Here is a 20,891-nt window from a genome sequence, read left to right on the forward strand (position 1 = left end):
TTGAAAGAAAATGTCGGTAAATTGGGACATTTCAATACTCCACGGGATATCCAATGCAAAATCAGGTACAATACATCAAAACATGTGCAATAAACAACTACTTATTGCCGTTATAATAGTCCCAAATACTGTTTTTAACCTACTTAAACATGAAAAAGCTCTTTTCATTGTTGTGTATCATTTCCATTGTGGCAATAAGCAACTGTACCAGCGTTCCTGAAAACAATGATCCCATCTTGGGCATCTGGGTCAGGAGCAATGTCTCCACCGATACCGACAAAAGCACAAACAATACACGCGAAGAATGGATTTTCAATGATGTTTACCTGGGTAGATATCAAAGTTATTCCAACTCCAAATTAGAATTCTACACTGATTTTAAGTGGTCCGAAGAAAATGGGGTTTATACCATAATTTATGGTGATCCTCAAGTAACGGATGTAAAGGTCAGCTTGGAACAAAACAACAATCCTGAACGATTGACCCTGGACAATGGTTCTGTCTTCGCCACCAGGGAGTAATGTGAAGGCACACTTATGAAAATAGAAGGCCCCACATATGTGGGGCCTTCTTTATTTAAGGTTGGTCAGTGGTTATTATAGTTTTTATTATCTAAATCCGAAGTTAATACCAAAGGTAAAGGTGCTAAATTCGGCGATATTGTATTCTGCATTCAATCGGAAAAAACCCAATTTTAATTTGGTCCCGACATTGGCGGCAACCCCACTGGCATCGGTTGATACTGTAAATGGATCCGTGACCGTAGTGGTAAAGAAAGGACCTCTTGCCTCATATGTCCCCAAAAGGTCCATATCAGAATTTCCAGTAATATAGCCAAGACCGCCGTAAAAATTGATAACAGGTAATTTGGTGGAAACCACGGCGCTAATATTCCAAGTTCGAAAGGAAGCTTCAACTCGTTGGTCACTACCATCAATGACCCCTGTATCTGTGAAATCATACTCTCCATTTAAATTAGTATACCCAATAACCGCGGAAAGCGCTACAGGCCAAATTTTATCAGCTGGGAGCAATTTTGTGAACTCATATTGGATTCCAGCTCCAAATAAACCTATTTCCGCATCATCATCAAACTTGATCTTTGGTAAGAATCTAGCTTTTACTTCGAGACCTTTTACCAAACCCACACTGCCTTGAATATATCCTGAAGGGATAAAATTGAAGTCCTCGGCCGCTAATCCGGTCGGTAGTTCAAACTCTTCCCTGAACAGTCCACTTTCGTCCTCAACGAATACAACAACCCCCTCAATATCACCCAAGGCAGTTGAAACAGCTCTAGCCTGGCCCGGGTTGTTGACAAAGTCTAGATTTTCATAATCGTTGGGATCTAGAACAAAAGACTTTTTATCATCCTTATTCTTAAATCCTGTGATATTCCCAACAATTGATATTTCAAACCCTCCTAAAGGCTTTGCGGCCCCAGAATTGTACCATCCATTAGAAATACTATAAATCCCTGCTTCGGAAACAGGAGCCAGATAGGCATTGGCAAATCGCTCGGCATCGTTGACACCAGAGACGAATAGGTCGTTCAAATCTTGGGCCCTACCAACGGTTATCGAAAACAAGGCTAACAAAAGCATTACTCTTTTCATCTTGTAAAATTTTTCCTAAAACTAAAAAACTCGCCCCTTTGGAGCGAGTTTTTGTTGTGAAACAGCCATTATTTATGCATCTATGTTGGCATAAACGGCATTTTTCTCTATAAACTCGCGTCTCGGAGGAACCTCATCTCCCATAAGCATGGAGAAGATTCGGTCCGATTCTGTGGCATTATCAATACTTACCTTCCGAAGTGTTCTGAATTCGGGATTCATGGTAGTGTCCCATAATTGTTCGGCATTCATTTCACCCAAACCTTTATAACGCTGAATACTTGCCCCTCCGTTCATCGATTCTACAATCTCATCACGCTCCTTGTCATTCCAAGCATAGCGCCTTTTTGAACCCTTCTTGACAAGGTAAAGGGGTGGTGTGGCAATGTAAACATGTCCGTTTTCAATCAATTCCCTCATGTATCTAAAGAAGAAGGTAAGAATCAAGGTTTCAATATGGCTACCGTCAACATCAGCATCACACATGATAATGACTTTATGATACCGCAATTTTTCCAAATTCAACGCTTTGCTGTCCTCCTCGGTTCCGATGGTCACACCCAAAGCGGTGTACATATTTTTGATTTCCTCATTTTCAAAGACCTTGTGCTGCATGGCTTTTTCCACATTCAAAATTTTGCCCCGCAGTGGTAAAATGGCTTGAAAGTTTCGGTCACGGCCCATTTTTGCCGTACCGCCGGCCGAGTCTCCCTCAACTAGGAAAATCTCACAGTTTTCAGGGTTTTGATCAGCACAATCAGATAGTTTTCCCGGGAGTCCTCCCCCGCCCATAGGGTTTTTTCTTTGGACCATTTCCCGGGCCTTGGCGGCAGCGTGCCTAGCTTGGGCCGCCAATTTCACTTTTTCAACAATCTGCTTAGCGTCTTCAGGGTGTTCCTCAAGATAATCGGTCAACATTTCAGAAACCGATTGGCTAACGGCACTGGTCACCTCACGGTTTCCAAGCTTGGTTTTGGTCTGACCTTCAAACTGGGGTTCGGCTACCTTGACAGAAACAATGGCGGTCAATCCTTCACGAAAATCATCACCGGATATTTCGAACTTCAATTTATCAAGCATCCCAGAGTTATCTGCATACTTTTTTAAGGTAGTGGTCAACCCTCTCCTGAATCCAGAAAGGTGGGTTCCACCTTCATGGGTATTGATGTTGTTTACATACGAATGCAGGTTTTCAGTATAACCATTGTTATATACCATAGCCACTTCTACCGGGATTCCATTTTTCTCCCCTTCCATGGAGATAACATTCTGGATGAGCGATTCACGATTGCCATCAAGAAAACGAATAAATTCCTTGAGACCTTCTTCCGAGAAAAAGGTTTCTGAAACAAACTCACCTTTTTCATCCTTATTACGACGGTCGGTCAAGGTAATTGTAACTCCTTTGTTCAAATAAGACAACTCGCGCATCCTGTTCGCCAGGGTATCGTAGTTGTATTCCGTAGTTTGGGTGAAAATGGTATTGTCAGGCATAAAAGTGACAATCGTACCTGTTTCTTTACTATCACCAACACTTTTGACAGGATACAGCGTTTTTCCCCTCTCATATTCTTGTTCCCATATCTTCCCTTCTCTATGTACCGTGGCTTTTAGGTGGCTGGACAAGGCATTTACACAAGAAACACCTACACCATGAAGTCCTCCGGAAACTTTATAGGAATCTTTATCAAACTTTCCACCTGCACCAATTTTGGTCATGACCACTTCCAAAGCGGAGACACCCTCTTTTTTGTGCAATCCTACGGGGATACCCCTACCATTGTCTTTAGTGGTAATGGAGTTGTCCTCGTTGATAATCACTTCAATGGAATCGCAGTGCCCTCCCATGGCTTCATCGATGGAGTTATCCACTACTTCGTATACCAAATGATGCAAACCTCTAAGGCCCACATCCCCAATATACATGGAAGGTCGCATGCGTACGTGCTCCATACCTTCCAAGGCTTGGATGCTATCCGCCGAATATTGATGTTTTTTAGCTTCTTCGCTCATATTATCTACAGTATTTGCCTTGAATTTTTCAAATCCTACAAATATAAGGAATCCCCTTTGAAATTAGGTGGTTGAGGCCTTTTAAACACCTTAAGTTATCAACATGATTTTGTGGAAAACGCAGTGGAAAGTTAAGTGGTTAAAATCAAGCAGATATATCGTAAAAGAGTCTGGTTAAATCCTACCTCTAGGATTCAAATAAACAGTTAAATGTGTTTCAAAGCCTATTGAGCATAACCCAAAAGATTTAAGTTATTCTCCAAAAACTTGGGTTTTGTGTGGAAAATCCTACTTTTACACGCATTAAAACTCAAATTTCATATCATGAAGAAAATTTTAACTACGTTTTTGGCTACGATTGGATTTGTAGCTGCTACAATCGCACAAGATGGAAATCAAACGGACAAAGGAAGTTGGCTCATTGAAGCAAACACCGGTTTTGGTGGGGAGGGCCTCACAGCACATTCGGCCAACACTGGTTTTTCACTTATTTCAACCGATAATGCCACCATTTGGGGTATCGGTGGAGAGGGTGGTTACTTTGTTGCGGATGATTTAGCCCTAAAAGCAGGATTGGGTTACTCAGATTTTGATGGATTAACCGTTTTCACATATAAAGTTGGTGCAAAATACTATGTAATCAGTAGCATTCCCTTTCAAATAGATATCACTGGTGCCAGTATCCAAGATGTTACGGAAAATCCCCTTTGGCTGGGTTTACAGGGAGGGTACGCCTTCTTTCTTTCTGACCATATAAGTGTAGAGCCTGGTTTGCGCTATAATCTAAGTCTCAACGAGGATTTTACCGATGAAGGCATATTTGAATTTCGAATAGGGTTTGCCCTTTACTTCTAAGAAAAAAGTCGAAGCTCCCTTGATCCAAGGGAGCTTTTTCCTTTGCCGTTCAAAGTCCAACCGGGCTAACACGTTCCAACATCTCTAGAGTTTGACCAATGAACTTTTTTGATAAGCATCTTCATGCACATTGGCAACGGCCCGACCTGATGGGTCATTCATATTTTTAAAAGCTTCATCCCATTCCAAAGCAATTTTGGTGCTACACGCCACCGATGGTTCCTGCGGAACACTAAGGGCAGCAGCGTCGGAAGGGAAATGCTCCTCAAAGATGGAACGATAATAGTATTCCTCCTTGGTAGTCGGTGTTTGGATGGGAAATTTAAAGTGGGCATTTTCCAATTGTTCATCACTTATCTGTTCTTCCACCAAAGCTTTCAAAGTATCAATCCAACTGTATCCCACACCGTCGGAGAATTGTTCCTTTTGTCGCCACGCCACACTTTCGGGTAAATAGGCCTCAAAAGCTTTTCGCACCACCCACTTTTCCATTCGCTCACTATTGATCATTTTGTCCTTTGGGTTAATGCGCATGGCAACATCCATAAATTCCTTGTCCAAAAAGGGCACTCGACCCTCAATACCCCATGCCGCTAAGGATTTGTTGGCCCGTAAACAATCGTACATATGAAGTTTATCCAGTTTTCGTACGGTCTCCTCATGAAACTCTTTGGCATTTGGAGCCTTATGAAAATATAGGTATCCACCGAAAAGCTCATCTGCCCCCTCTCCGGAAAGGACCATTTTAATACCCATGGATTTAATGACACGGGCCATTAAATACATAGGTGTGGAAGCCCTTATGGTAGTGATATCGTAAGTTTCCAGATTGTAGATTACATCTCTAATAGCATCCAACCCTTCTTGAATGGTAAATTTTATCTCATGGTGAATGGTACCGATATGGTCGGCCACTTTCCGGGCCGCTGCTAAATCGGGAGACCCTTCCAGACCTACCGAGAAAGAATGCAGTTGTGGCCACCAGGCATCTTTGGTGTCCCCAGATTCAATACGTTTTTGGGAATATTTTTTCGCAATTGCCGAAGTTACCGAGGAATCCAGACCGCCTGATAATAAAACCCCATAGGGAACATCGGACATCAATTGTCTGTGAACTGCAGCTTCGAGCGCGTCCTTAATCTCTTGGATACTGGTCTCGTTTTCTTTCACGGTGTCATATTCCATCCAATCTCTTTTGTACCATCTTTGGAACTCACCATCTGCACTATATAGATAATGTCCTGGAGGAAAGAGTTCGATTTTGGAACATGTACCTTCCAATGCTTTGAGTTCGGAGGCTACGTAAAAGGTCCCATTTTTGTCCCAACCGATATAAAGCGGAATGATACCCATATGGTCCCGAGCGATAAAATACTGGTCTTTTTCACTATCATAAATTGCAAATCCGAAGATTCCGTTTAAATCGTCCAGAAAATCCGCTCCTTTTTCTTGGTACAGGGCCAGTATCACTTCACAATCCGATTGGGTCCTGAACTTATATTTACCCTCGAAAGGTTTTCTGAGTTCCTGATGGTTATATATTTCTCCATTGGCTGCTAAAACCAATTTACCATCGTCGCTCAACAAGGGCTGTTTACCCGATGCTGGATCTACGATAGCCAATCTTTCATGGGCCAAAATGGCTTTGTCATCAGCGTAAATACCACTCCAATCTGGTCCCCGATGCCGTACTTTTTTGGACATTTCCAGCAATTGGGGTCTTAGTACTTCGATACTTTCCTTAACATCAAACGCACATACTATTCCGCACATATTTTATCATTTTAATAACAGTATGATTCAAAAATCAACTAAATAATTATAAAATAAAATAAAAAAGTACTTATAGATTACAATAATATATTAGTACAATCTATTTTAATGTATAATTGAAATTGTTTGACGTGTCCAAAGGCAAATTTTGTACGGTCTGTAAGGTTTTTAAATTTTAACGTCTCTTTATAAATACTTCATTTAATTACATCCTAGTTTTGGAAACAACTAAAATCACAATCATGAAAAATGTATTCTTGTTTACTTTTTTAACCATTGCGCTGGCATTTTCAACAGAAGCAACTGCCCAAAAATTCAGTGGGTTGGATAAAAGTCCGGCTGATATAGCTTCTTATCCTGCAAGTTATAGGGTCGCCGATAAAGCAGTTCGGGTAATTTATAGCCGACCCCAATTAAAGGGCCGAACGCTTTCTGAGCTTGCTCCTGCTGGTAAGGTTTGGAGAACTGGGGCCAACGAATCTGCAGAAATCACTTTTTACAAAGATGCCACTGTAGGTGGAGAGCAGGTCAAAGCTGGCACCTATTCGCTATTCACCATTCCAGGAGAGGATGAGTGGACCGTGATTTTGAACAGCAACTTAAATCAATGGGGCGCTTATTCGTATGATAGTAATGCGGATGTTGCCCGAGTATCTGCTGAAGCAAGCACGAATGGAGATTCTCTAGAGGCATTTTCCATTGCCTTTGATGATGACGGTAATATGATTATGGGATGGGACAAAACCCGGGTTACATTGCCTATTAGCATGTAGCAACGATATGGTTTGAATATGAAAAAAGGCGGGTTGTTGCCCGCTTTTTTATTTTTTCTGAACTCCTCCCAGAAAAACTTTTTCTGCCTCAAGATTGGGCACACTATCAATGGGCATAGACATGATGTCGTCGCTCAAAATCAAAAAGTCAGCAAACTTCCCAACTTCGATACTTCCTTTCTCATTTTCATCAAAATTGGAATAGGCGGCCCAAATAGTCATTCCTCTTAATGTTTCTTCACGGGAAAGGGCATCTTTCATCTGAAATCCCCCTTCTGGATAATTTTCAAGGTCTTGACGGTCCACCGCGGCATAAAAGGTTAAAAACGGACTCACTCTTTCCACTGGGAAATCAGTGCCAAGCGCAACAATTCCAGCTTTGTCCAACAACGTTTTAAAAGCATAGGCTCCCTTGACCCGTTCTGACCCCAAACGGTCTTCGGCCCAATACATGTCGCTGGTGGCATGTGTAGGTTGTACCGATGGAATGATACCATTTTCAAAATAATTGAAATCAGGTGTGGAGACCACCTGTGCATGTTCCACTTTCCATCGCCTATCGTCCCGACCTTCCAAGGCTTTTTGATAGGCTTTCAATACGACCACATTGGCAGAATCTCCAATGGCATGGGTGTTCATTTGATAATCAGATTCGGCAATTCGTTGTGCAAGGGCCTCAATTTCATCAACAGGTGTTACCATCGCACCATAGTGGCCTTCTTGATCCGAATATGGTTCTTTGAGAGCTGCTCCCCGGGAACCCAGAGCCCCGTCGCCATAAACTTTCACCGAACGAACATTGAGTTTATCCGTTTTAAGGATTCCCTTATTGAGGTAATAATCCAGGTTTTCTTTGGAATTGCCCACCATGGCATATATCCTAATTGATAAATCCCCTGTCTGGTGTAGACTATCTATCAATTCGATGGTAGACCTGCCCAAACCGGCATCGTTTACCGTGGTAAGGCCATAATCCAAGCATAAGCGTTCGGCATCTTTTAAGGCCTGTATTTGGGTTTGGCGATTTGGTCTGGGCATCACTGCATCTATCATGGCCATGGGTGAATCGACAAGTACCCCGGTGATCTTTCCATCTTTTTTTACGATTTCTCCTCCTTCTATTTCAGTTTTATCGGTTATTCCCGCCAAATCCAATGCTTTTTGGTTGACCAAATAGGCATGTCCGTCCACACGTTCCAAAGCCACTGGGGTGGCAGGAAACATTTCATCCAGTTTGTCCTTTGTTGGAAACTCCTTGTTCTCCCAATCATTTTGATCCCATCCCCTTCCTTGAATGAAATTAGTAGGATTCTCCTTTTGAAATAGGGCTACTCGCTCCAAGATTTCTTCAAAACTGGATGTTCCCACCAAATCGACCACTTGTTGATTCAAACCCAATCCATAAAAATGACAATGGGCATCAATTAAACCGGGAACGATGGTCTTCCCTTCAGCGTCCAACTGCTGTTCAGCCTCATATTTTTGATGGATCTCGGAGGTCTCGCCAACAGCCAAGAATTTTCCATCTTTGACAGCTACAGCCGATGCTTTGGAAAAGGAATCATCAACCGTATAAATGTTCGCATTGTAAACAATTAAATCTACCGCCTCTTTTGGGTTGCATGCGACAAAAAAAAGAAGGGATATACAATAGATGACGCCGTATCTCATTTTTATAGGGTTTGGTTTGTATCAAAAATAGAAAATACAGCTGTAATAGTGAGGTTACTCGTCTACAAACTCTGTCATTACAAATTCTACCCGTCTGTTTTTTCTACGGGCCTTTTCTGAAAGCGTAGTGTCCAGGGGCACTTTATTGCCATACCCTTTTGCGGTTATTCGATTTTTTTCCAGTCCCAAAGCCATCAGGTAACGCGCCACGCTTTTGGCCCGTTGCCGAGATAGCACATCATTGTAATCTTCAGATCCCAAATCATCCGTATGGCCGCTAATGGAGACTTTTAGATTGGGATGCTTTTTCAAGTACACGAAGACATCTTTAAGACTCTGTTTAGCCTTAGGTTGTAAGTCAAAGCGATCAAAATTGAAATTGACATGGTCAAGCACATAGACTTCATTGGGTTTGTATTCAGGGCCCAAGTATGTCAGCGAGACGTCGTCCACATAATAGTAGGAATAACCCTCAGCGCTGGGTGATTCATCGTTGAAATCTATATATTCAGTGCTTCTGTTACTTTTGAAGTTTCCTAGAATGAGGTTGTTCTCGAATCCTTTGCCAACAATTTCGAGGCTCAACTGCATCCATTTTTTCTTATTATCCAAAAAGCCGTTGACCAAAAATTGTTTTGCGTGGGTAGTTTGTACCTCCTTGTTCGCCAAATTGCTATTAGACAAATATCTTTTGGTATGTATCGAGAGGGGTTTCTCGGCAAAAAGTGCCCCAATATCCTTTACTGCACCATCTGATTTTTCAGAAAGGCTCAATGAAATCTGTACCACATATCGATGCCCTTTTTGAAGTGTTTCTTTGAGCAATACCTGAATATATTCCCGATAATCCTTCGGTGCAAATAGATATAGGCCCGCATAGGCATTTCCCTCAAATGCCTCCTGTTTTCCTTTAAAGTTCAGCGGAATGCCCAGCTTGGTCTTGCTACACTTGTTAAAATAGTCTGTGGTGCCCAGTGTAGGAGCGTTCCAGAACTCCGCATCTCTATTTAGGTTGCTCATTTTTACAGGGCAAGTGGCGAAATCTTCAAAACCTCCATTATGTACGAGATTTTGGGAGCGGGTTGTTCCAGAGCACAGAAAAACCGTTATGGACACTATGTGAATGAATCGCAATGACATGAGTTCCAATAATTTTGGAACGCCCAATCGCAATTTAGGTTGATTGACTGGCGTACGTACTATAACGCCATTTTTCAGAATTTATTTCGTTAATACCTAATAATCAGTCATTTGAAAAAAAATCAATTAACGGCATGCATCCAATCAATAACTTCTTTGGCAATTTCTGGATGGTAATTTTCCCTTATATAGTTCCTATACCTCCCTTGAAGGGACAACCTTGCACCTTCTTCCTTGGATTTTGTTCTTGCAAACACATGATCAGCTTCCTGAATTTCCAAAAAGGTACCATGACCCGGATTTTCTTCATTAATCAAGGACACAATATCCTTAGCAGCTTCATTGCTTAGCGCTTGAAGGTCCGAAGTTCCATAAATGGCCAGCACTTTTGATTTTACTTTGGACCATGATTCGGCATTACTGATAGCGTTCATTGTGGAGAAAAAACTAAAATGCCTGCCAAAAAAGTAATCACCGTCATTGTAGTTAAAAGCATTCATCTCTTCAACCAAGTATTTTTTATTTTTTGGATCGTCCCGTATTTCCTGAGGCGATTTTCCCTCTATTAACCATTGGTGCATCAATGAAATGGAGTTTCTTGCCATTTCGTCCATTTGCTTCCGGGTTTCCACTCCGTAATAGACAGGTTGTTCCCGAAAATTATCGAGAAAATATTCAAACCATGTCTTGTAAATTGGTGCATAAACAACAACTCCTTTGGGTTGATACACTTCTGCCAAAATTGGTGCTGTAACACTTCCCATGGAATGGCCAAAGAGAAACAATTGCGATTGATCCACATAAGGCAATGTCCTAAACTGTTCGTAAGCCGCCCTATATATATCCAGTTCTTCTTTGTAATCAATATCTCTACAGTGTTTGGTTCCTCCACTATCTCCAATACCTGGTCGTTCAACTCTGTAAACAGTATATCCCGCATTTACAAAATCATCAATTAAACGTTTGGCAGGTTCTGTTGGGTTCGCCCAAAAATCTTGAGAACCACAATAAATACCTTGTAGAAAGAAAATTGCAGGGGATTTATCCTTCTTTTTTGATCTATGGACAATGGTGCGCAAAGTCCCAAGTTTTGTTTGAAGTGCACCATAGATTGCCTCGCCATCGTCTACAGGAGTTTCTTTTGGTCTCCCCAATGCTTTTCCATGGATTTTTTTTAACCTTCCCCGTCTATTAAGATGAACAATTAAATCGTCATCCTGCCTCAAATTGGCAGAAATTCTAAAAACCTGCGATCTGTCCGTTATACGTTGACCATTAATTTGTAAGATTACATCTCCCTCTTCCAGCCCTAGGACATCAGCGGTAGTTTCAGGGATACGTCTTGTTATTAGGATTCCTTCATTGGTTTTTAAATTGTGAACTTTGGCCAACGAATCATTTACGTTAGCCATTCCTATGCCCAAAGAAGCTTTTCGCTGTAATTTCTGGGCAGGTGCTACTGAACAAAACAAAAAACTAGCCATAAATGCCAATATCATTTGATTTCTTATATCCATAGCATGGTTATCCATTTTTTTTGAAAAAATCATCAATCGCTTTAAAATATTCACCTGGAGCATCCAACCATCCATAATGGGCACAATTTTTCAGGAGTTCAAAAGTTGAATTCGGAAATATAGCGTGCATAAAAACTGCATGTTTTGGATCTACAATATCATTTTCTCCGTGAATGATCAGAACCGGTTTTGTGAATTGTTTCATCGTATCGACCACATCATAGTTTGTTTCCCTCAAATCCGCCCATAATAGCTGATTTATTCTGGGGTGGTATCTGGAATTGAAAGCCAAACCTCTAAAAACCTTATCCTTATTTTTTTTGTAGAAAAGATATCCTCCTGCCAGGGCCTTGGATTGCTTCATGGAACGTAAATCTGGATTTTGTACCTCATCCAATTCAGCCAAAGCAATCCTATCGGTCTCTTCCAAGTTGCTCGTCAATCTTTTATCCACAGTGTTCAGAAAATCCATGTTCATACCACCGGAATGCGACAAAATCATGCCCTTTACATGTTCTGGGTACTTTGCGGCATAGCTCATTGCATAAATCCCCCCAAAAGATTGCCCAAATAAGGTGATTTCCCGCAGTCCCAAATGTCTTCGTATCGCCTCCATATCCTCAACCATTGCACTCATGGTAACATTGTCTTCATTCGGTTCAGCTAATTTTGAGAAACCGGTGCCCCGCTGGTCAAACAGCACTACCAAATGGTTCTTGGAAAATTTTTGGGCCAAGGAGACAAAATTATGACTGGAAAAACCTGGTCCCCCATTAAGGATAAACAATGGCTCGCCTTGTCCAAATATTTTATAGGCCAAGTTTATATCCTTCATCTCCAAATAGGAATAATCCGCTTGGTTCTTTTGAATATAGTCCACTATGAGACTTCGATATTTGGAGTTCTTAGGTTTTGCTAAATCGCGAAGCAATTGTCCATGGTTCATGTCTTTAGCGTGATAAAAATCCATGGTTTTGTAATTGGCTTGGCTGGCAGCGTGTTCTAGCAATTGGGTATAACCGTAGGTGTCCTTTTCCGAGATGACCAACATTGGAATCCATTGATTCTCGATGTAAAAAGTGGGCGAGGCGTTTTTAAACTGCTTTGGTGTATTTCCAAAAACAGCTTGCACATGTTTTTCGGCCATATCCCTGCCATTATACCTCAAATGGCTTTCATGATAAGCAGCTATGTCATAAGCTCCAGCTATGGGAATTGCTCCCTTAATCTCTCTAACAGATCTTCGAACTTCGGACAGATAGCTAGGGTCCATGGCCAATAGAGCGGACAAATGACCTCCCGCGGAATAACCACTCACGAAAATTGAATTTTGATCGTAGTCAAAAGATTTTGCGTTCTTATACACCCAAGAAAAAGCACGAGCCACATCCTTAATATGTTCAGGATGCTGAACGCCTTCATCAAATTTCGGATTCTTCCAAGTACCAGGACTCAATCTGTAGCTTATCGCAGCTACTGCAATACCATCACTTGCAAACGCTCGAGCCAAATCTGTTTCAAACTTCCTTCCTCCAAAAGCCCAAGCACCACCATGAATCCAAATCAGTATCGGTGGATTTTCAACATCTTCCGGAAGAAACAGGTTAAGCTTATGCTTTACGGAATCCGCATCTTTCCCTTCATAATAGACCAAATCGTGGTGCTCGCGAATATTTTCGACCTGCACCTTGTTTTGGAAACCTGAACATCCCCAAGTGCAGACAAGACATAAAAGGCAAATCAATGTTACAACGAGGGGCTTTTTTCTAATTTCGTTCATTCTATAGCTCTATTTATTTCTTTTGAGCAAGAGGTCTTGACCTCTAAAATTGCACAAATACATATCTGCGAGACCGTCTCTGTTGAAATCGCCAAAAACAAAATCAAAGGTGTAGCATTCTATTTCTGGAAAGAAATCGGACGTTTGATCTTTGAAGGTGGCATCTCCCTGATTAATCAAGACCATCATTTGTCGTCCGTTGAATCGATTTCCGTTGATCAAATCCAAAAATCCATCATTATTGATGTCAAAGAATGATGCCCCCACGGTTCTAAAGTTGTTTTTGGGCAATGATTGCTGAGTGATTTCCGTGAAAATTCCGTGTCCGTCATTCATCAAAAGTCGATTTTGGGGATTGCCAACTCCACCAAAGTCGACGTTGGCGAAAAAAATATCCAAATCACCATCATTGTCAACATCTCCCAGTTCAACCTCACGGGTTTGATCATTTACCGTTGGCAATCGCTCACCGGTCTCATCTCTAAAATGGCCCTTGCCATAATTGATCATAATTCGGTTTTGGGTTTCGTTGGCTTCCACAAAATCCAAATCCCCGTCGCCATCCAAATCGCCTAGTTCAATATCTTGCGTTGTTGATGAATCCGACGGTAATCTCAGTTGGGTCTCATCAGTAAATACTCCATTTTTGTCATTGATCAACAAAAAATTCTGTCCTTGATTTCCTATGATCAAGTCTCTAAATCCATCTTCATTAAAATCGGCAGTTTCCACGACGTTGGATATCCCTTTTACTGGTAGTCCCTTTGGATGATCCTCAAAAAAACCAGGGCCTTTATTGAGATAGTATTCATTTGTTTGATCATCCTCACTAACAAATATCAAATCCACATCACCGTCCTTGTCAAAGTCTCCCATAGCGATGTCCTCAGAATCATGAGTGTTCTTTGGAAACCTATTTCCGCTTTCATCCACTAAAGAACCCTTTCCATTATTGATGAGAATAACATTTCTTCCAAATTCAATGGCCAGAACCACATCCTCATAACCATCGCCGTTAAAGTCAAAAGCCTTTCCAGCCATGGAGTTTTGGTCTAAGTTCTTGCTTTTTAAGGCATTGGAATCAATATTGTAAATTGTTTCGGATGTACTTTTCTGTTCAACCCAAACAGTGCTTAACATAGACTCCTTCAAGAACAGAAATCCCATGAACAAAACAGAAATAAATAATACAATGAAAAACAATAGAGCAGACCCTTCGCGTCCCACTATCAATCGATTCAATAACATGTGAACAATTTAGTGCTTGCCCGAATAGGGTCGAGGTAAAATCTTGCGAATTTTATTCGATGGATCTTTTCTTTAAGCACTTTTTTAGATAATGCGCATCACTGAAGCCACAATGAAGAGCAGTATAAGTAGCATCATGTCCATTTAGAAGCATTTGCTCAGCATGCTGCATTCTAACTTTGGTCAAGTACTTACTGGGAGATTGCCCATAAAAACTCTTAAATTTCTTTTGAAAATGAAATGGGGATAAGCAGGCTGCCTTGGCGATTTGCTCAAGACTTAATTTTGAATTGTAGTTTTTTTCAATAAACATTCTCCCCTTTTCCATCTTTTCCCATAAATGACATTGGGTTTCTTTTTTTTTCGCATCAAGCTGAGGCAGTTTACTGGAAGAATGTGTAAGGTATGGGATCAGTCTACCAAAGACGTTTTCAAGAAAAACATCTGGGTCGCTCCACTGCATCTTGTTAGAGGGGCAAGAAAAAACGTCGGGGACGGCCAAATATGAGGTAGAAATTGGAAAAATTGGAACTATGGGAAATTCTGTTTGATACCTGTCCAGTTGCTCTTCAAAAGCCTCCTTCGAAAAATAAGCGCAAACCCCCTTTACCGATTCGTTTGCTTTGATTCTGGTTTCCAATTCCTGACCGGGTGGCACCAGCAAAAACTGATTTTGACCCACAGTTTTCTTTTGCCCATTGACGATGTACTGTTCGGCTCCATGGAAAACCAACTTTAAGGAATAGTTTTCGGTTAAGGAATGCGCCCTAAACTCTGTTAGATTGGAAAAAAGGACTTTTCCATCAACCTTCTTTCCCGTAAAGCTGTTGATCTCACCCTTTTTAATTTCTACCTCCATGGTTCGGCCTTTGAACTAATATAAAGACTTTCCAACGTTTGGTCGAAATCTTTTTTGATAATTTACAGTGTGGTGCAATGCTACAGATCAAACTTATAGGAAACTCCAGCCAACGCCTGAAAACTTTGAACTCTAAAATTGGCCCATCGCTGATAATCATTATTGGCAATATTGGATGCCTTGATGAATATGGACAATTGCTCATTGAACCGATATCCAAAATGCGCATTGACATCAAAAAAACCATCCAAGGTCAATATCGTGGCTGGAAACTCGGAAGGCTGAACATTTTCTACTACCAATGAAGTTAAATCCTCTCTCTCGCCAATATAAAAAAGATTGGCCCCAAGATACCATTGATCATTGATTTGATAGTCCATAAACAAAGAACCTTTTACCGAAGGTAAATTCCATGCAGGGTTATCGGTCTCAGTATCATAATCATTAAATTCCGCATTGATTCCCAACATAAAATTCCTGTTTACATCCACATTTAGTTCTGCGAAAATGCCCAAGGTTTTGACATCATCATAGAAGACTTGGAAAGAGTTGCCATAAGTGTAGCCTTTTTCATCATTTCTGAACAGGTTTTGTGGATTCAACAAAAACAAGGGTTTTCTGTTTTCTGCAGTATAGGAACCCTTTACATTGTAGCCCACATTGGATGTTAACTGCCCTTTCAAACCCACGTAGCTTTCATATTGCCGATCCGTCGGCTGTATGTCAAGTGTTGGGGATACAAAGGGGTTCTCATCCACAAAATCATGATAGGAGTTTTGCTCCAATTGCCCTTCAATACCACCATATACAATCACATTATCTTCTAGCAATCGATACGATGCGATTACTGCCGGATAAATGAAAAAATTACTATCGCTGTTCTCTGTTTCCAGACCGTACACAAAACAGGCACCCAAATTCAAGGCAAGGTCGTCACGAAGTACCAATAAACTTGGTGTGACACCTGCTTGAAACTGACTATAATCAATTCCTCCGTCATTCACTGTGTTATTGACCGAAGTGTTTTCAAAACTTCCATTTACAAGGTCGAGTCTCACATCAACAGTCAACAACTCCTCTGTAATCGGCAACTCTAGGGTAGAATTGATTATGGCCCTATTTTCGGCTGACTCCGCAACGTCCCAAAATCGTCGTAGCAATACATCGCCTTTCCTAAAATAAGAATCTTCGAATTCCAAATGGGCTGTGCCCTGGGCATTAAAATAATGCTGTGTTTCGTCAATCCCATCAATGATAGCTTGGTCCAAACTTTCACTTTCAATCCCATACCAGTTATACATTTGATGTTGAAGACCAATACCCGCACCCCAATTCATATCCCTATCTTTCTTTTGGTAGGAAACATCCAGTTTGGTATTGTAGAAATCCGTGTCCAACGGGGTGAAATCGATATCGCCTCTTGAAGAAAAATGGTTCAACCCTACATCCAAAAAATCTTCTCGCCTGTTCAGCTCCTGACTTGTATAAAAATCCAGCAAGGCATTGTTATAATTTCCAAGACCCAAAGACGCATACGTATTGTACAGGGTAGGTGGCGGAACTTTTTTTACCCTGGAGGCTTTCCCTTTGGCCGGGGTAAAGGTGGAAGCGACCGGCACTGAAAATATACTATAATCAATATCCTTTTTCTGCAATACAATGGAATCATTTAGGTTTGGGGAAGACTTGATTTTGAAAGCATCTGAAACTGTTGGTGAATAGGGCTTGACAACCGTAACGGTTTCTGTGCCTATATTATCGGTTTCTTGGGCCAAAAGGACACCCCAAATGCTCAAAAAAAGCAATGGAAATATACAGGTTCTCTTATCCATATTGGTTCTCAATTTAATTTTGATTGGGGTCAACGGATGAATTGATTTCCGCTTCTTTCGTTTTGATTACAGCCAATTCCCCTTTTGCCTCGGCCACAATTGTTTCAAACTCCGAAAAGCTGGAAATAACACTTTCCAGAATATAGGTGGCCTGAAAGGCATCGCCCATGTTATAAAAATTCTTGGCCATGATGATGAGTCCTTTTCCTCCCCATTTTTTATAAGCAGAATAGTCCTTGGCCAATTTTTGTACGGATATATTGGAAGCTTCAAAATCTTGGTCCTTGTTTTTGAAAAAGGCATCATAATACCAAGCTTCAGCTGCCAGTTCACCCGTTGCGATTTCCTTTACTTTTTGATAGGCTATTTGCGCCAAACTTTCATTTTCTGTTGCCATGGCCGATCGTGCAATCATAATTTGCGCATCGCTCTTTATACGATCATCGACTTGCTCGGCTCCCAATACTTTTTCGGCGTATTCAATTGTCTTGTCGTAATTTTTTTTATTGTAGTATCCTTTCATCAAATTGGATTGTGCGAAAGTCCTGTTTTGGGAAATTTCTGCTATATTTTCCAATTGTTTTAGGTAGGAAATGGCATTTTGATAATCTTGTTTCTCCACATAAATTTCGCATACCCGTGTTAGGGCCTGTTCCACAAACTCACCACTACCGCTGTTTGCAACCACCTGATACTTGGGCAATGCCTTTGCTTTGTCTCCATTTGCAAAATAGAGCTGCGCCAGTTTAAAATTGACCTCCAAGGCATTCATCCCATTGGGAAATTCGTTTAGGTAATCTTCGTAAGCCCTTATGGCAACCTCCGTTTTTCCCTCCATATACTTACGTTCCGCAGCCTCATAACTGGCATTGTCCAATTCTGCATCTGTCACTTCCACAAAATCCAAACCTCGAGCCCATGCAGCATATTCACTTACCTTACCCTCATCAACATAGACCAATTTTGCCGTGGCCACTGCCTGTTTGGCCTCTTGGGTGTTTGGATATTTTTGTACCACTATTTTTAGTTTATCCAAGGCTTGATCGTTTCTGCTAGCGTTATAGTGGACCAATCCTTGGCGCAACAAGGCCCTTGGTGCAAACCTGCTGCGTGAGTATTCCGCAATCAATCGGTCATAGGTTTTCAATCCTTCCGACTCTCGATTGACCTTGATATATGTATTGCCCAGTTCAAAAAGTGCATCATCACGTAATGGGGATTTGGGGTATCGAATCAAGAATTCATTGATGCCCGCTATTTTTCCGGAACTGTTTCCCAGAAATCCAACACATAGTGTTTTTTGGAATGCTGCATAATCCCGTTCAGGTCCGTTTGCCTTAGAAGCTTCTTCATAAGCGGACTGTGCCAACCTATATTTACTGGTGACGAAATAACTGTCACCCAGTCGAAGATAGCCATCATTTCGCTGCTGATCATCTATGCCGGTGGCATTTGTGACCTTTTTAAAATGGGATATGGCATTGGAATAATCTTTGAGTTTGAAATAGCAATATCCCAAATTGTAGTCAGACACTTCATACTCTTCCATGGACTTGGCCGCTGGCAGTTTTTGATATCGGATGAAATCAGCCAAGGCTTCTTCAAAACGGTTCAATCGATAGGCGGACTCGGCCTTCCAATATAGGGCCCGAGCTTCAAAATTTGGATTTTCAGTATTTTTTAATGCTTTGGCAAAGCGTTCCAAAGCCGCTTCGTATTGTCCATCAATGAACAGCTCCACACCTCTATAATAGGCCACTTTTTGGTAGGTCTCCTTGCTGGCATAGGAACTGTTTTCCTCCAATAGTTGCATGGCGCCCTCAAAATTTTTGGAGGTGATGTATGAATCCACTAAAAGTTCCTGAATCTCAGATTGATGTTCATCTTTTGGGTATTTCTCCAAGTATGCCGCCATCACTTGGGGAACGGGCTGGTAAGGATTGCCTATTTCATAGCATAGCCGGGCGTAGTTGAGAAAGGCATCTTTCTGGATATCACCACTGAAATCCATCTGGGATGCATTTCGGAACGCGTTTAATGCTTCCGGTTTTTTATCCACATTCAAATAGCACTCGGCTAAATGGTAATAGGCATTTTGGGAAACACTGTTGGTGCCTCCAATTATTTTGTTGAACTGTTGAATCGCGCTTTCATAGTCGCCTTGCTTGTAGTGTGCGTATCCCAATAGATAATAATCGGTGTTGTTCAGCTTTCCCCTTTTTCCCCGATACTTTTTTAGATAAGGAATGGCTTCGTCATATCTTTTCAAGTTAAAATAGCTTTCGCCAATTATCTTGTTCAACTCGGATTGTTCCTTTCGGTCCGATTTGGGCAATTGTTTTTCGGCCATGGCAATGGCCTCTTCAAAATTTCCAAGCTTGAAGTTTAGATCGGCCTGATAATAGGACAGCTTTTCATTTAGCAACTCAGGGTCGGTAATTTGGTCAAAGCGGGCGCTGGCCTGTTCGTAGTCGTCTTGTTCATACGCAATATATCCCAAGTAGTATTTTGCCTGGGACCCATATTTGGCTGAAGTGCTCACTTTGCTCAAGTACCGTTCGGCTTCCTTGGCCCGTTTAGAGGCATACAAGGCGTATCCCATATTGAAGTTGAACCTTTCTCCATCAGAATGGGACATAGCAGATTGGTCCACTTTTTTATACCATTTTAGGGCATACGGATATTTACCAGTATCAAAATAGTAATCAGCCACATCCATAAATGCCGAATTGCGCTTGGTCGATGTTGGGTAACGTTCCACAAAATCCTCCATCATTTTATCGGCACCGCGCTGGTTTAGTCGAATTGCGGCATTGGCAGAATAGTACGCGCTGTTGGCTTCGGTCTCGTAATCTTCGGTATTTGCCCTTACTTTCTCAAAAACGGCCTGTGCAGCCTGATACTGTTGGTTGTTGTACAATGCCAAGGCGTCCTGAAAGGCTTTGTCATCATGCACGAATACTTGCGATTCTTGTGAAAAGAGTGTGAAAAGAACTCCCATAAAAATGGGAAAAAAGATGAGGTTTTTTCGATTCATAGTGTTCTACGCTGTTCTCGATTGACTGCTATCATAACGTCAAAATCTGTGTCAAAGTATGTTTTGTCAATTCATAATATGCATATGTCCATTGACACTCTGTTTTATGATTAAATTTTTTGAATTTAAACCCACAACTAAAAAGTGGTGCTTGACTTCTTAAAATTGGATAAAGAAAATCCTATCCGAAAAGAGTCATTACCACATTAAAACATAACATAATGATTTATCTAGGCATTTTTTCCGTGTTTGTTGGGGTTTTTATCATTCTATATAATAACCTAATCCGTAAAAAGAATAAGCTCAAAGAGGCCTATAGCAGCATCGACGTAATGTTCAGGAAAAGAACTGACCTAATACCCCAGCTAGTACGAACCGTAAAAGGATATTTAGAATATGAAAGGGAAACTCTGACTGAAATCACAAAATTGCGAACACAGGTTATGGATGAAAATATGGATGATGATCAACGTATCGCCCTGGAAAACAAGCTTGATTCAATGTTGGGCAAATTACAGATTGCCGTGGAGGCCTATCCGGATTTGAAAGCAAGTGAAAACTTTCTGCAATTACAGGCCAGTTTAAATGAAGTGGAAGAACAATTATCAGCGGCAAGGAGGTCCTACAACGCCGCTGTAAATGCGCTGAATAATGGCATAGAAATGTTTCCTTCCAATATAGTGGCCAAATTGATGGGATATCGTCAAAAAAGTATGTTCGCAATAACTGAAAATGAAACAAATCCTCCTAAAATTAAATTTTAACCCCATGTTGCAA

At 41.2% G+C, this 20,891-nt stretch carries 15 protein-coding genes; 4 read left to right on the forward strand and 11 right to left on the reverse strand.

Features of this window, described 5'->3' with window-relative positions; genetic code table 11:
* Nucleotides 1-149: 149 nt before the first annotated feature.
* Nucleotides 150-521: a hypothetical protein gene (locus GTQ34_RS14175; protein WP_166524473.1), complete on the forward strand. Its 372-nt coding sequence runs from the start codon at nt 150-152 to the stop codon at nt 519-521.
* 87 nt (nt 522-608) lie between these two features.
* On the opposite strand, the gene GTQ34_RS14180 is transcribed toward GTQ34_RS14175, so the two are convergent.
* Together GTQ34_RS14180 and gyrB are read right to left on the reverse strand one after the other, a co-directional pair.
* Nucleotides 609-1,616: a DUF6588 family protein gene (locus GTQ34_RS14180; RefSeq protein ID WP_166524474.1), complete on the reverse strand. Its 1,008-nt coding sequence runs from the start codon at nt 1,614-1,616 to the stop codon at nt 609-611.
* 72 nt (nt 1,617-1,688) lie between these two features.
* Nucleotides 1,689-3,629: a DNA topoisomerase (ATP-hydrolyzing) subunit B gene (gyrB, locus tag GTQ34_RS14185; protein ID WP_166524475.1), complete on the reverse strand. Its 1,941-nt coding sequence runs from the start codon at nt 3,627-3,629 to the stop codon at nt 1,689-1,691.
* Nucleotides 3,630-3,953: 324 nt separating this feature from the next.
* Between gyrB and GTQ34_RS14190 the strand changes: the two genes are divergently transcribed.
* Complete coding sequence (locus GTQ34_RS14190) at nt 3,954-4,484, forward strand: hypothetical protein (protein ID WP_166524476.1); 531 nt, start codon at nt 3,954-3,956, stop codon at nt 4,482-4,484.
* A gap of 84 nt (nt 4,485-4,568) precedes the next feature.
* On the opposite strand, the gene asnB is transcribed toward GTQ34_RS14190, so the two are convergent.
* Nucleotides 4,569-6,257, reverse strand: coding sequence for an asparagine synthase B (asnB, locus tag GTQ34_RS14195; protein WP_166524477.1), 1,689 nt, complete (start codon nt 6,255-6,257; stop codon nt 4,569-4,571).
* Nucleotides 6,258-6,499: 242 nt separating this feature from the next.
* Between asnB and GTQ34_RS14200 the strand changes: the two genes are divergently transcribed.
* Nucleotides 6,500-7,030 carry a DUF2911 domain-containing protein gene (locus tag GTQ34_RS14200; protein ID WP_166524478.1) on the forward strand — a complete coding sequence of 177 codons (531 nt, stop codon included), beginning with the start codon at nt 6,500-6,502 and terminating at the stop codon, nt 7,028-7,030.
* A 48-nt stretch (nt 7,031-7,078) separates the two neighbouring features.
* Here GTQ34_RS14200 and GTQ34_RS14205 read toward each other — a convergent pair whose 3' ends face one another.
* From GTQ34_RS14205 to GTQ34_RS14240, 8 genes are all read right to left on the reverse strand, one after another.
* Complete coding sequence (locus GTQ34_RS14205; RefSeq protein ID WP_166524479.1) at nt 7,079-8,701, reverse strand: amidohydrolase; 1,623 nt, start codon at nt 8,699-8,701, stop codon at nt 7,079-7,081.
* 54 nt (nt 8,702-8,755) lie between these two features.
* On the reverse strand, nt 8,756-9,841 hold the full coding sequence (locus GTQ34_RS14210) for an OmpA family protein (protein WP_166524480.1): 1,086 nt from the start codon (nt 9,839-9,841) through the stop codon (nt 8,756-8,758).
* Between the two features lie 122 nt (nt 9,842-9,963).
* On the reverse strand, nt 9,964-11,358 hold the full coding sequence (locus tag GTQ34_RS14215) for an alpha/beta fold hydrolase (protein ID WP_166524481.1): 1,395 nt from the start codon (nt 11,356-11,358) through the stop codon (nt 9,964-9,966).
* 7 nt (nt 11,359-11,365) lie between these two features.
* Nucleotides 11,366-13,045: an alpha/beta hydrolase gene (locus GTQ34_RS14220; protein WP_166524482.1), complete on the reverse strand. Its 1,680-nt coding sequence runs from the start codon at nt 13,043-13,045 to the stop codon at nt 11,366-11,368.
* A 102-nt stretch (nt 13,046-13,147) separates the two neighbouring features.
* Entirely contained in the window at nt 13,148-14,386 is a 1,239-nt protein-coding gene (locus GTQ34_RS14225; RefSeq protein WP_166524483.1) for an FG-GAP repeat domain-containing protein, read from the reverse strand.
* Nucleotides 14,387-14,438: 52 nt separating this feature from the next.
* Nucleotides 14,439-15,245: a helix-turn-helix transcriptional regulator gene (locus tag GTQ34_RS14230; RefSeq protein WP_166524484.1), complete on the reverse strand. Its 807-nt coding sequence runs from the start codon at nt 15,243-15,245 to the stop codon at nt 14,439-14,441.
* An 80-nt stretch (nt 15,246-15,325) separates the two neighbouring features.
* The gene (locus GTQ34_RS14235; RefSeq protein WP_166524485.1) at nt 15,326-17,077 is read right to left on the reverse strand and encodes a TonB-dependent receptor; all 1,752 of its coding nucleotides are present in this window, start codon (nt 17,075-17,077) and stop codon (nt 15,326-15,328) included.
* 13 nt (nt 17,078-17,090) lie between these two features.
* Nucleotides 17,091-20,114 carry a tetratricopeptide repeat protein gene (locus GTQ34_RS14240; RefSeq protein WP_166524486.1) on the reverse strand — a complete coding sequence of 1,008 codons (3,024 nt, stop codon included), beginning with the start codon at nt 20,112-20,114 and terminating at the stop codon, nt 17,091-17,093.
* A gap of 221 nt (nt 20,115-20,335) precedes the next feature.
* Between GTQ34_RS14240 and GTQ34_RS14245 the strand changes: the two genes are divergently transcribed.
* The gene (locus GTQ34_RS14245) at nt 20,336-20,878 is read left to right on the forward strand and encodes a LemA family protein (RefSeq protein ID WP_166524487.1); all 543 of its coding nucleotides are present in this window, start codon (nt 20,336-20,338) and stop codon (nt 20,876-20,878) included.
* Nucleotides 20,879-20,891 lie beyond the last annotated feature (13 nt).

The organism is Flagellimonas ochracea, from assembly GCF_009903685.1.
Taxonomy (GTDB): domain Bacteria; phylum Bacteroidota; class Bacteroidia; order Flavobacteriales; family Flavobacteriaceae; genus Flagellimonas; species Flagellimonas ochracea.